This is a genomic window from Desulfosarcina ovata subsp. ovata, assembly GCF_009689005.1.
GTDB classification, from domain to species: Bacteria; Desulfobacterota; Desulfobacteria; order Desulfobacterales; family Desulfosarcinaceae; genus Desulfosarcina; species Desulfosarcina ovata.
Genome location: NZ_AP021879.1, coordinates 7,345,344 through 7,357,480, shown reverse-complemented (window position 1 = coordinate 7,357,480; position 12,137 = coordinate 7,345,344). Strand labels below are relative to the sequence as shown.

Here is a 12,137-nt window from a genome sequence, read left to right as displayed (position 1 = left end):
GATGACGCCAATTGTGCTTTGCCTGAGTCTTTGGAACCGGTTTGACGGTAAATGGTTACATCGTCATCAGCGCCGCCTGCGGCCGGGGTGGTGGAAGTGATGGTGATGGGGGTGCAGCGGCCGATACCAGTACCCATGATTCCAGAACCAGCGGTCGCCCAGCCACAACCAGGCACCACCCACCCAGAAGTAGTCGGGGCCCGGGCTGACCACAATGGTCTCGGCGGGTGGCGGGGGCGGCAGCGTCCCGATCACGCCGGAAACCTGGGCCGACGGAATCTGGGCCGGTGTATTGATCATAAAATCGATCACCCGTTCGCTGACCCCCGAATTCTTCAATGCGATGATGTCCGCGCTGGTGAGGTGGTAGACCGTACGGGAGTTGCGAATTTGGCTGATGATCAGGTCATCGCCCACACCCGCCCGGCTCAGAGCCTGCACGTCCGCCGCCGTCAGGGGCAGCCCGGTTTCCACCCGCTGCAGGGTCTGCGGCGCCTGGGCGCGCAGTTGGGCCGCCTGGGCCTGATCCATCCCGTGCCCGATGAGCCCGCCAACCAGAGCCCCCACGGCCCCACCGACGACGGCACCGTGGCCCGGATGGTGGGTAAGGCTACCGGCAATCGCACCCGTGGCGGCGCCGGCCAGTGCCCCGGAAGCCGTGTAGTCCGGCCGCCCCTGAGGGGTATAACACCCGGTGAAACAGATTCCCAAAACGGCAGCAATCAGCAGATAAATAGAGCGTTGCATCGGCATTGTCTCCGTTTGTGTTCACAAAAAGATTGTATTCGTAGAATACCGCTGTCTTGGATGGGGGTCAACAACAGGAGGGCGGAAAAATTCCGCCGGTCAGTTCAGATGGGCGGTTGCCTGAGGGCCGGTAACCAGCATGCTGGTGGTCAGGGTGGTTTGGGCGATCTCCATCTTGCTTCCGAAAAGCAGATTTCTGATCCGGCCGTGTCCGTATGCACCGGATAAAACCAGCGCATCGTGGGGTAAGTTGTAGAGGTTGTGATCAAACGCGCCATCGGCAAATTCGTACCGCCGACGGCAACAGCGAGCCAGCGCCTTTTCGAGACCGGCCGCATGGACCCGCTGTATGTAATAGTCCGGTTCCTGCTCCTGTTGAATAAACAGGTCCAGCGGGAAGCCGGATCGCTCGGCGAAAACGATACCGGTGCGCAGGGCATTGAGCGCGCTGTCCGATCCGCCGAAAAGGACGGCGATGCTGGTCCAGGGTTTGAAAACCGGCGGGGTCAGGAGCACGGGAAATGTTGCCGAACGGATAATATGACGAACTTTCGGCCCGATGTACCCCAGGCCGATTTTGGAAGCCTGATCGCTGACGGAGCGTGGGCAGCACATGAAGCTGAAGTGGGTCGGCAGGTCGGGAAGGTTGCTGGCCGTTCGGTTGATGGGGTCGATAAAGCGGGTCTCCACCCCGGAATTGGCAGCCAGGGCCCGCACCCGCTCTACCGCCGATGCTGGATCACTGAGATAGGAATGATCCAGTTTGACCTGCACGGCGTCGTGGTCGAAGTACATCATGAACTGGGTATCCTCCGGAACATAAACGCTCAGGGTGATATCCAGCGTCCGGCAAAAATAGATCGACTGCATGAAGGTTTCCCGCCCCAGGGGAGTGCTTCTGAATACATGGAACAAATCAGTACGCATTGTCAATTTCTGTTAAGTTTCATTTAACGGAAGAAATAGTTGAAAGGACAGCTATTTCACCCCATCGTCGAGCCGGGCCAGTTCCTTGAGCAATCCCAGCGGAGACTGGTGCATAGAAAGCTTTTGAATCGCCTCCATACGCTGCTGGTTGTGCTCAAACTTCTTTTTCATTCTGGCCTCATAGGCTTCTTTGAGAGCATCGACCAACCGTTCGAAATCGTATGGTTTTTCAAGGTATTTAAAGGCACCCAGGCGGGTGCATTCCACGGCTGAATCCACCGTGGCATGTCCGGTCAGCATGATGATTTCAATGAATTTGTGGTTTTGTTTGAGAATTTTCAAGACCGCCGCACCATCGGTTCCGGGCATCTGCAGGTCGACCACCGCCACATCGAAACCGCCTTTTTCGGCTTCCTTGATGGCGTCGTCGCCATTATCTGCCGTTGTTACCACAAATCCTTTAAGGGAAAGTCGATCCGCGATCGCAGTTAAAAATTTGACCTCATCATCGACCAGAAGGATTCTAATTTTATTTTCTGTTTCCATGGCACCCTCCAGTTGTGTGGGTTAAGAAAAGATGGCCCCCCAAATCAGGCGTGTGTTTACGAGGTGTTGTCCGACAATTCATGTTGCATCTTTTTAAACATAGATGCAAAGAAAATTCAATGGTATGCCATCCGCCTGGCATCCGTGCCCGGTCGTGGCAAAAGCACGATGCGGGGAAACGATCCGTTTGGGCCGGCTACTGCCTGGCACGCGCTTGACTGATTTTCTCATGGGCAGCGTTGATGGTTTTGCTCAATTCCTCAATATCAACCGATTTTGATAAAAATGCAAACGCACCCAACTCCATGCACGTTTTTTTATCCGCTTCCGACCCCTGGCTGGTTAAAACGATCACCTCAATGGCCGGGTGGGTCTTTTTCACGCGGCGTAACACTTCGATACCGTCAATACCGGGCATTCTGAGGTCCAGAATCATCACATCGGGTTCATCCTCGCGGGCCAGTTCAAGGGCCGATTCACCATCATAGACCACTGCCGAATCCAGCTCGCGCATCATCAACCGTTTGGACAGGGTCTGAACATATTTTTTCTCATCGTCGACCAGCAGGATCTTCGACGGGGCTTCGAAATCCTGACGGCGATAAACATCGGTCTGGTAGTACCCGGGGCCCACCTTGGTCTCAACAGCCGTTACGCCCGCCACCTGGATGGCAATCTCCTTGAGTTCCTCTTCAAGGCGGCTGAGCATGAGAACATGTTTGTTGATGGTCAGGGTAGCAACGCTCTCCTTGACCTCAACCCCGACAGTATGGCCTTTTTTGACCAGCGCGATTTCCAAATTGGCGGCGGTGTTGAAATCATCGACCGCCTGTTTGGATCCGCTGGCGAGTTTGATGACCGACTGGTCAATACTCTTTTCAATCAACCCGGCAATTTCGTCCGGCGAGGTCTTATCGGTCGGCAGGCAAATATCGTAGAGTGAGGCACTCCACGGGTCAAGCGTTTCGTATAGCCGATGCATCCATGCGGCACACTTCTCATCCTCACGGTGGATGATTTTCAGGGCCTCGGCGTCGCTGATCTGGCGTTCTTGGACAGCGGCGGCAACCCGCGAGCTCATGTCAGCGATCAGACAGACCCGCAGCACATGGCTGATTTCACGCGGGATCAGTTGTGCGGCAAACCCGCTGATCATCAGCGCGTCTTCGGAAAGGCGTTCGGCCAGGACCGACCGAAGGTAGGCCAGCGAACGCTCACGCTCGCGGGTCAAGCGGTTGAATACCGATGTTTTATTCGAGAACACCCGCTCGATCCGGTTTTCGGGGATGCCGGCACGCTGGCTGGCTTCGGCGACAATTTCCTTGTCTGAAATCAGCGGATAACCCGTCCGCAGCCCAATCTCCTGGACAACTTCTTTCTCGTTGCAGTAACTGCCGCTGAACAAGGTAATGACTGGCATGGATAACTCCTCCTTTTAGGCTTCAACAAGTTGACAAGCGTTCAACAACGGGCAGTTCGCATCCGGGTTGTTTTCGTGGGCGGATTGATGGACGGCAACGATGCCTTTTTCCAGGGTCGGGTAAATATGGTCTTCACCGATTTTGGCCAAAAAGTGGGTACGGTTGAATACTTCCATGACCGTCTCGTTAACCCCGCACATGGAAATGTCGATGCCACTGCTTCTCACCCGATCCACGATCAGCGACAAGGTTTCCTCTCCCGATGAATCAATGTCGTTGATGCCGTGGGCAGCGACGAGAATATGATTGAGCCCGTCTTTGGTGCTGATCATCTCGGTGATCGTATCCTCAAGATAGCTGGCATTGGCGAAAAACAGGGGCCCTTCGAAGCGGACCAGGGTCACGTAGGGACACTCCTCAAGACTGTGGGTGCTCACGCAGCGCAACTCCTCATCCTCCGAGCGGGACAGAAAAACCACTCTCGGACGCATGCTTTTGTACAGGAAAACCATCAAGGACAGCACCACACCGATCATGATCCCTTTGTCCAGATGAGGAGCGAAAACCAAGGTACTGACAAAGGCGATAATGGAGATCGCGCCGTCATACCATTTGGCCTTCCAGGCATGGATGAAACCGGAAACGTTGAGCAGACCAATCACGGCCATCATGATGACCGCGGCCAGTACGGCCTGGGGAAGATGATAGAGCAATGGCGTAAAAAATAAAAGCACAATCACCACCGCCGCGCTGGTAAAAACGCTGGACAGACCGCTGACCGCACCAGCTTGAAGGTTGACCGCCGAACGGGAAAACGACCCGGAGGTGGGATAACTCTTGCCGATGGCACCGCAGATATTGCCCAGTCCCTGACCGATCAACTCCTGGTTGGGATCGAGCCGATGTCCGGTTTTACTGGCCATGGACTTGGCAATCGCAATCGCTTCCATGAACCCCAAAAGAGAAATGATCGCCGCAAACGGCAGCAGGTGCAGCATGACGCCGATGTTGATCGGCGGGACACTCATGGATGGCAGCCCCTTGGGAATGGTGCCGACCACAGCGCCGCCGCCCATCATTTTGAGTTTGGCCGTATCCAGCGATTCGTTACCGACTTTGACGCGCCACGTGCGCCCGTCGCTGTTCAGACCGGCAGGGATTTTGTCTTTGGCATAGAAGGTAATCGAGTCATCGTCTTGAACCACGCCGGCAAACAGGATGGCGCGCAGTTGTTCGCGGTTGCTGTGGACCTCCTCCTTCAAATGCGAGATTTTCAGATTGGTCACCTCCAGCATATGCTCGGCATCCAAAACGCCGACTTCATCGTGGCTTTGTTTGGCTTTGTTGGCGGCCTCACCGAATCGGGTCCGCTCTTCGGCAAGTGCGGGAATCGCCAAGGACGCTCTGTTGAATTCCTCGATCAAATGACGCGCTTCAGGGGATTCGATCGCATCGACACTGACGATTCGGTCATGTTGGAATCCGGTGGCCCAGGAAATGGCCGTGGTGATAACAACGGCCACGAGAACATTGGGGATTCGGGGTGACAGCCATTTAAGGCCGTACATGATGCCAAAGGCAAACACGCCGATCAACAAGGTGGGCCAGTGGGTGTAATTGATCGCCGCCTTAATGACATGGATAATGGTTTCGTAATGGTGCGGCGCATTGTCGACATAAACGCCGAACATTTTCGAAAGCTGGGAGGAAGCGATAATCAGAGCGGCGGCGTTGGTGAAGCCGTTGACCACGGGGTGGGACAGGAAATTCACCACCAGCCCCAGGCGCAAAACGCCCAGGCTCAGCTGGAAAATACCGACCATCAGGGCCAATAAAACCGCATAGGCGATATATCCAGGGCTCCCGGTGGTGGCCAGCGGCGCCAGGGAGGCCGCTGTCATCAGTGACACGATGGCCACGGGACCGGTTGCCAGCTGACGACTGGATCCGAACAGGGCGGCGATCATGGGGGGCAGAAATGAGGCGTACAAGCCGAAATAGGCGGGCAGTCCGGCCAGCTGGGCATATGCCATCGATTGAGGAATCAGAACCAGGGCCACGGTCAAACCCGAAAGCGCGTCAAGTTGCAGTGATGCCTTGTCGTAGTTTTTAAACCACGCCAAAAAGGGAAATACCTTCACCAACATGTGCCACTCCTATCCTTTTAAGTTGATCGTTCGTATAAATCGGGTTGATCGATCGGGTTGCCATCCGTTTTCGCCGTCGGTTCCCCCTGCGCCCTGATTTCACGGTGAAACCTGCAACTCGGCAAGCCCTTGGGCAGAGACCGGGACAGATATCTCCAACCGGTCCGCGGCACGCTCCCAATGGATGAAAACGCCGATCGATTCCGCCATTTGCTGAATGCGATCATCGGGAAACACCTCGAACTCCTTGACAGTGAACCCGTTGAAGAGAATCCGCCAGCTTGAATCGTCCCGGGGCTGAACGGAGATATCCAGTTGGGCACCCGGTCCGGCATTCTGAAAATTCAGGACCACCGCCTGATAGACGATGGTCTGGAGAATGAACGGACTGGTCAGAACAATGGGTGACGCGCCCTGGCCGGTATGCAGGTTTATCTTTCCGGCAAAAGAGAGGTATCCGGCCAGGTTGCGGACCAGGTCCAGAATTTCCATCAGGTCGATGGACGCAACGGGAATGTCGACACTATGGGCAAACCGGTTCATCTGCCGGATGGTGGTGAATCCGCGCTGGATTTCCTCGATGATGCTCTCGGTACTGCTGGTGAGCATATCCGCGCCGATGGGGGTACCCGCCTGTGCCATCTCCGATAAATCACTAAGCAGCCCGGCGGTTTCCGAAATGATCGCCATGACATTCTTCAACTCATGGGAGATCGAGGCGTTCACCTTTCCAAAAAAAGCCAGGCTGTCGTATCCAAACAGATCGTTTAATTTTTCCATGTTGCCCCCAGTATCGCCCCCATGATGAAGGCCGCCGTTGAACGACCGCCGCGCCCCTATCCCGGCGGATTGACAATTTTCGTCAATCGGCTTCGGTCAATTGGTTCAGTATTTCGATCAGGTCTTCAATTTTAAGCGGTTTGGGCAGGTAGCCGTCGGCTTCGCTGGCCCCCACCTGGTAATCCACATCCGACCCGTGGCCGGTCAGAAAAACGATTTTCATTTCCGGGTCCAGGGTTTTCAGCTGTCGCCCCAGTTCGATTCCGCCGATCCCCGGCATTTTTACATCCAAAAGCCCCACCGCGTAACTCTGGCCGTCTTCGACGCGTCGCAGGGCTTCTTCGCCGGAAAAGAAAACATCCGTATGAATGCCTCGCAGCCCCAACCGTTTGGCCAGCATCAGGGCAAATTTTTGTTCGTCATCAACCAGTAATACGTTCATGATTGGACTTCCTTCTCCATATGGACGGGCAGCGTAACCACAAAAGTGGTGCCCTCACCCGTCTGGCTCTGAACCGTTATGTTGCCATGAAGTTTTTGAACCAGACCGTATGTGATGGACAGGCCAAGGCCGGTGCCTTTGCCCTCTTTTTTGGTGGTGAAAAAGGGTTCGAATATCTTGTTGAGGTGGTCTTTTGAAATTCCACAGCCATTGTCACGGATGAAGATGCGCACCTGTTCAGCCTCGTCCGTCTCTGCCCACACTTTCAGAAAGCAGCCATTGTCAATGGCCTGAAAGGCGTTGTTGACCAGGTTGAGGATAATCTGCTGAAGTTTGCCCCGATCCGTTTCGATGAGCGGAATGGAATTGGGGATGTCCACGTGAAAGGCGATATTGCGGTACTCGGCCTCTTTTTTGTGGAAACTGAGCACATCGTCGACCATCCGCTTCAAGTTGACCGGCTGAACCTGAACATCAAAATGGCGGGCGAATCCGAGCAACTGCCGCGTAATCGTACCGCAACGCTCCACGGCGTCGATAATCGAATCGATGTGTTCCACCATTTCCGTGTCGTCTTTGTACCGCTCTTCGATCAGGAACAGGTCTTTGACGTAACCGGCGGTTTCATTGATCAGGGCCAGGGGGTTGTTGATCTCATGGGCCACCCCGGCGGCCAATTGGCCGATAGAAGCCAGCCGGCAATTCTGCTCGGCCATCAGCATGGTTCTGGCCTTCTCGTGATCGGCGTGAAAAATCTTTTTGACCATGTAGGTCGATGTCAGAGTCATGACCACGGCAATGATAATGGCACTGACCGCCAGGAACCAGTTGATCTGGTGCCGCAATTCCAGCCAGACCTTCATCATTGCGGCGCGTTCCTTGACAACCATGAGAATAAAGGTGGTGGAGGCAATCTTGGTATCGATATACGCATAACCGATCACCACCGAGCGTCCACCGGCGTCCAGGGCCATCATGGCGTGTGTCCGTTCGGCATAGGACGGCAAGGAAAGGGTCACCCGGTTGGACGCGCCGGTGTAGTAACGGGAGGGGGTCTGAAGCACACCCGCATGGTTGACCAGAAAAATATCGGCATGTTCGCCGGTCCGGTAGGAAGCCAGCATCTGGATCAGCCGCTCGGTTTCCAGGGTTGCCCGGAGGATGAAAAAGCGGCCGTCGGAATATGGGGATTCATCGGGATATAGGGATTTGACGGCCACGACCATATGGGGAACGTCACGGTAGCCGGAAAAGATCTCACTGACACAGGCGCCATGCTGTTTGCACGTTTGAAACCATGGTTGGTCGCTGTAGTTTTTTCCCTCCAGATTGAACGGCCCCGCATAGGCCACCTGGGTACCGTCATCGGCGATCACGGAAAGATCGGTCAACCCCCCGAAGCCCAATTTCAGATTGCTCAACACATCGCGCAGATGCTCCGGGTTGGTCAAGCGGTCGTAGCTCATCTCATTGACCGTGAACGTCAGGGCGGCCAGACGCTCCTCCAGAAAATAGGTGACTGCCCGGCGGGCGTTCGAGGTCACCCGTTCCGTACGCAGAAGGGATTCGCTGTTAATCGACTGCTCGAGCAACTGGTAGTAGATGAAGGTCATCACGACAAGCGGCAGGAGAGCTGTCGCCATCAGCACAAAAATCCCCATCCCCCAGAGCTGCCGGTAATCATGGAAGGTGTAGTAGGTGTTGAGGTGCTCGTCATCCTTGTGACGAAACGATGGCCAAATGGCCGCCCACATTTCTTTCAGGGATATCATCATACCAAACGTGTTTTCAGTCGGTCCATGATGGTCAGCAACCGATCGATATCCAACGGTTTGTTCATAAAGGCATGCGCCCCTGAGGCCATGCACGCCTGTTTGTCCTTTTCCGTTCCGTGACCGGTCAGAATAATGACGACGTTGTCGGGCCGGCGCGCCTTGATGCGTTCCAGGACCTCCGTGCCGTACAGATCGGGCAGTTGCAAATCAAGGATGATGACAGAAAAGGCAGCTTCCCCGACAAGGTCGATGGCACTTCGACCATCGTAACAGATCCTGCAATTCAGGCCACGCAGCCCCAACCGCTTGGCCAACATATCCGCATAACGCTGCTCGTCATCGACAATCAAAAGATCATAATGTTTCATTTTGCGACATCTTTTTCGTTAATCTGTCCGAAATCGTAAAATATATAGAAGCTATAAAATAAAAAGTTTAATTTGTAAACACTTTCTTGTCGTCTATTGTTAATTTATGATATGGTCATCCCAAATCAAAGAAAGTCTGCTCGTCCATCCGGCAAGCGACGCTTTCTGGTTTTTAGCGTGTAATTGAAATTTCGTGACATTGAGGAAAAAAGAGATACCATGACCGTACAGCCAAAACGCGTTCTTCTGGTTGATGATGAAGAAAAACTGCTCGAATCGATTGCCCGGCGAATGAAAGTGCTGGGACTGGAGCCGTTAACGGCGACCAATGGCATCAGCGCCATCGAGATTGCCATGCGCAACTCGATCGACATGGCCATCGTCGATCTTCAGATGCCGGATATGAACGGGCTGGTAACGATCACCAAGCTCAAGGAAATCAAACCCGATTTAAAAACCGTGCTGCTCACCGGGCATGGCAACGACAAGGTCAAACAGGCCACCGAATCGCTCAACACCCTCTATTTCGAAAAGGAGGAGATGGGCGATTTCTGGCGATTCATTAAAGGCCTGGATACAAACGGCAAAGTGGTCGTGATCCGCCCTTCCGCATCGAACGGTGGAACCAGTGGCGCGTCGGGCGGTGGGTCGGCCAGTTCCATCGAAATTCATTCCCAGCGGGATTTTGCAGGCGCCCCCTACCCCCAGACCTCACCGACAACGCCCGTTGACCGGGCCGGTATCGATACACCACTTAGAATTTTCGGTGAGACGGCAGTCATGCGTGAGTTGCGCAAAGGCATCGAACGCGTCACTCCACTGGACTGCCCGGTCATGCTGCAGGGCGAGAACGGCACCGGTAAAGAACGGATCGCCCGGCACATTCACAGCCGCAGCCGGCATCACGGTCAACGCTTCCTGACGGTCGACTGCGAGAATCTGGGCAGCGACCAATTCGTCCGCCAACTGATCGGTTACGGGCAGAACGATCTTTACGAAGCCATTCGAAGCCAAAGCGGAATGTTCAGTGCCGGTCAGGTCGGCTCGCTCTTTTTCGATCGGGTGGAAGCGATGCCATTGGCCATGCAGGCGCAGTTGGTCGGCATCATCGATGCCATCGACCGATCGAAGGCCGATGGCGGACAGAATACAGCCACCGATATCCGCATTCTTGCGGCGACCGAAATCGATCTCAACGAACGGGTCATTGCCGGGAAGTTCGATCCGGCGCTTTACGACCGACTGACATTTTTCAAATTCATCATCCCGCCCCTGCGTCAGAGAAAAGACGACATTCCCCTGCTTTGCAGTTTTTATCTGCGGCAATTTAATGATGAATTCAAAAAACCGGTCGAATCCATCGACCCGAACGTGATCGAAATTCTCTCGGCCTATCCATTTCCCGGTAATGTCAGTGAACTGGCCGACATCATCGAACGGGCCGTGATCCTCGCCGACGGCACAACCATCGAAAAGCGGCATCTGCCGGAACGTTTTCTCAAAACAGGCATAGACGCGATCGCCCTGCCCGAAGACCTATCCACCCTCGCCCAGTTGGAGAACCAGTACATTCTGAAAGTACTGGACATCACCGGAGGGAACAAATCAAAAAGCGCCGAGATCCTCGGTATCAGCCGCGCGGCCCTGTGGCGCAAGCTGAAAAACATCAAAGCCGATGCGGCCCCGTCTCCCGAATCCATCCCGCAGCCATAACCATTGCAATACGCAACAGCTGGTTCATTTATCTGCAACGAAATTTATATATCTGATATATTTAATTATTTTAGTATATCAAAACAGGTTATCGTTGCACATTGTAACGGTCACCACGGATGCATGCCTACACCCTGTTCTAAAATAAAGATTTATATTTCAATGAGTTAAATCATTTTGAAAAATAATGGCGTAAACCTTGCTTAAAGGTGGTTCCGAAAAATACTTGACTACCACTAGCAAAGGAGCAGCCATGACGACCCACCTATGCATCAATGGGGAAGCATTTGCCAGAACGCAGAAAATTGTCGACTGGATCGCCTCGCGTACCGGTTGGCCGATCGTATCCGACCACGATCTGATCGAGGCGGCAGGCCAACGGTTCAATATTCCGGCGGACCGGCTGGAACGCTGTATGAGAGCATCCGGTGGCGTGTTGAATCGCTTGACCCATGGCGCTGAACGGTCCGTGGCATACCTGAAATCGGTGTTGGCGGACAAGCTCGCCCAGGAGCCGGCCGTCTTCCATGGCTTCATGGGGCTTTTGCTCCCTAGGCAAAATTCACCGGTCATGACTGTTCTGGTCACGGCTGATACTGATTTCAGGTTGCAGCGGGCGCTTCATGCCGCGCCCATGGATAAACGCCAGGCGAAAAAAATGATCGCTCGTCGCGACCGCACGGAATTCTCGTCTTACCGGCACGTGGTCGACGGCCAGCGGTTTGATGCCCACACCTATGATACGGTCGTTCCCTCGGACCGGATGAATGCCGAGTCAGCGGGCCGGCTGATTTTGGAGCAATTGGTGCAATTTGAAATGAGGGCCCAAACCAACACGGCCGGTGTACTCGATGATCTCAAGCTGGCCAGCCAGGTTGAGGTGTCTCTTTGCGAACGCGGATATCATGTGTCCGCGACAGCCGAAAAGGGTCGCGTCAGGCTGACGGTCAACCAGCCGGTGCTTTTCCTGAATCGTCTGGCCAGGAAACTGGAACGTCAGGTTCGCCGGATCGAGGGGGTCCGGCAGGTGGAAACCAAGCCCGGACCCAATTTTTTTCAGGCCGATGTGTATCGCCGCTGCCGATTTGAAGTTCCGGCCGAATTGGCATTCCGCAGCTTCGCCCGTTGTCGCCAGCGCCTTCACGATCAGGCTGCGGAGCAGTTCCCGGAATTGTCACCGCGCCAGGTGCGAAGTGAGCAACGCCCCGCCATCCAACTCCTATAGCTCATGGCATTGCCATGATGAAAGCGGACCCGGAAGGAAGTCACCC

General features: G+C 54.6%; 11 protein-coding genes. 2 read left to right on the top strand and 9 right to left on the bottom strand.

All coding sequences use genetic code 11. The features are described 5' to 3' along the window. Nucleotides 1-66 precede the first annotated feature (66 nt). From GN112_RS32235 to GN112_RS32195, 9 genes are all read right to left on the bottom strand, one after another. Nucleotides 67-747: a YMGG-like glycine zipper-containing protein gene (locus GN112_RS32235; protein ID WP_162459218.1), complete on the bottom strand. Its 681-nt coding sequence runs from the start codon at nucleotides 745-747 to the stop codon at nucleotides 67-69. 99 nt (nucleotides 748-846) lie between these two features. Then, on the bottom strand, nucleotides 847-1,674 hold the full coding sequence (locus tag GN112_RS32230) for a universal stress protein (RefSeq protein WP_155313868.1): 828 nt from the start codon (nucleotides 1,672-1,674) through the stop codon (nucleotides 847-849). 51 nt (nucleotides 1,675-1,725) lie between these two features. Then, complete coding sequence (locus GN112_RS32225) at nucleotides 1,726-2,220, bottom strand: response regulator (RefSeq protein ID WP_155313867.1); 495 nt, start codon at nucleotides 2,218-2,220, stop codon at nucleotides 1,726-1,728. 196 nt (nucleotides 2,221-2,416) lie between these two features. Further along, entirely contained in the window at nucleotides 2,417-3,640 is a 1,224-nt protein-coding gene (locus tag GN112_RS32220) for a response regulator (protein ID WP_155313866.1), read from the bottom strand. A 15-nt stretch (nucleotides 3,641-3,655) separates the two neighbouring features. Beyond that, entirely contained in the window at nucleotides 3,656-5,788 is a 2,133-nt protein-coding gene (locus GN112_RS32215; protein WP_155313865.1) for a SulP family inorganic anion transporter, read from the bottom strand. Nucleotides 5,789-5,887: 99 nt separating this feature from the next. Next, nucleotides 5,888-6,568 carry a sensor histidine kinase gene (locus GN112_RS32210; protein ID WP_155313864.1) on the bottom strand — a complete coding sequence of 227 codons (681 nt, stop codon included), beginning with the start codon at nucleotides 6,566-6,568 and terminating at the stop codon, nucleotides 5,888-5,890. 82 nt (nucleotides 6,569-6,650) lie between these two features. After that, nucleotides 6,651-7,010 (bottom strand): response regulator, encoded by a 360-nt coding sequence (locus tag GN112_RS32205; protein WP_155313863.1) that lies wholly within the window; start codon nucleotides 7,008-7,010, stop codon nucleotides 6,651-6,653. Continuing rightward, nucleotides 7,007-8,785 carry a sensor histidine kinase gene (locus tag GN112_RS32200; RefSeq protein ID WP_155313862.1) on the bottom strand — a complete coding sequence of 593 codons (1,779 nt, stop codon included), beginning with the start codon at nucleotides 8,783-8,785 and terminating at the stop codon, nucleotides 7,007-7,009. Before GN112_RS32200 ends, GN112_RS32205 begins: the two co-directional genes overlap by 4 nt. Then, nucleotides 8,782-9,153 (bottom strand): response regulator, encoded by a 372-nt coding sequence (locus GN112_RS32195; protein WP_155313861.1) that lies wholly within the window; start codon nucleotides 9,151-9,153, stop codon nucleotides 8,782-8,784. The genes GN112_RS32200 and GN112_RS32195 overlap by 4 nt, the downstream gene beginning before the upstream one ends. Before the next feature lie 219 nt (nucleotides 9,154-9,372). Between GN112_RS32195 and GN112_RS32190 the strand changes: the two genes are divergently transcribed. Next, nucleotides 9,373-10,866: a sigma-54-dependent transcriptional regulator gene (locus tag GN112_RS32190; RefSeq protein ID WP_155313860.1), complete on the top strand. Its 1,494-nt coding sequence runs from the start codon at nucleotides 9,373-9,375 to the stop codon at nucleotides 10,864-10,866. 253 nt (nucleotides 10,867-11,119) lie between these two features. Next, nucleotides 11,120-12,091: a cytidylate kinase-like family protein gene (locus GN112_RS32185; RefSeq protein WP_155313859.1), complete on the top strand. Its 972-nt coding sequence runs from the start codon at nucleotides 11,120-11,122 to the stop codon at nucleotides 12,089-12,091. Nucleotides 12,092-12,137: the final 46 nt, after the last annotated feature.

Excerpts from the sequence above, each read along its gene's own strand:
- GN112_RS32195 (WP_155313861.1), bottom strand. The coding sequence starts at position 9,153 with ATGAAACATTATGATCTTTTGATTGTCGATGACGAGCAGCGTTATGCG.
- GN112_RS32215 (WP_155313865.1), bottom strand. The coding sequence starts at position 5,788 with ATGTTGGTGAAGGTATTTCCCTTTTTGGCGTGGTTTAAAAACTACGAC.
- GN112_RS32210 (WP_155313864.1), bottom strand. The coding sequence starts at position 6,568 with ATGGAAAAATTAAACGATCTGTTTGGATACGACAGCCTGGCTTTTTTT.
- GN112_RS32235 (WP_162459218.1), bottom strand. The coding sequence starts at position 747 with ATGCAACGCTCTATTTATCTGCTGATTGCTGCCGTTTTGGGAATCTGT.
- GN112_RS32185 (WP_155313859.1), top strand. The coding sequence starts at position 11,120 with ATGACGACCCACCTATGCATCAATGGGGAAGCATTTGCCAGAACGCAG.
- GN112_RS32230 (WP_155313868.1), bottom strand. The coding sequence starts at position 1,674 with ATGCGTACTGATTTGTTCCATGTATTCAGAAGCACTCCCCTGGGGCGG.
- GN112_RS32205 (WP_155313863.1), bottom strand. The coding sequence starts at position 7,010 with ATGAACGTATTACTGGTTGATGACGAACAAAAATTTGCCCTGATGCTG.
- GN112_RS32200 (WP_155313862.1), bottom strand. The coding sequence starts at position 8,785 with ATGATGATATCCCTGAAAGAAATGTGGGCGGCCATTTGGCCATCGTTT.
- GN112_RS32225 (WP_155313867.1), bottom strand. The coding sequence starts at position 2,220 with ATGGAAACAGAAAATAAAATTAGAATCCTTCTGGTCGATGATGAGGTC.
- GN112_RS32220 (WP_155313866.1), bottom strand. The coding sequence starts at position 3,640 with ATGCCAGTCATTACCTTGTTCAGCGGCAGTTACTGCAACGAGAAAGAA.
- GN112_RS32190 (WP_155313860.1), top strand. The coding sequence starts at position 9,373 with ATGACCGTACAGCCAAAACGCGTTCTTCTGGTTGATGATGAAGAAAAA.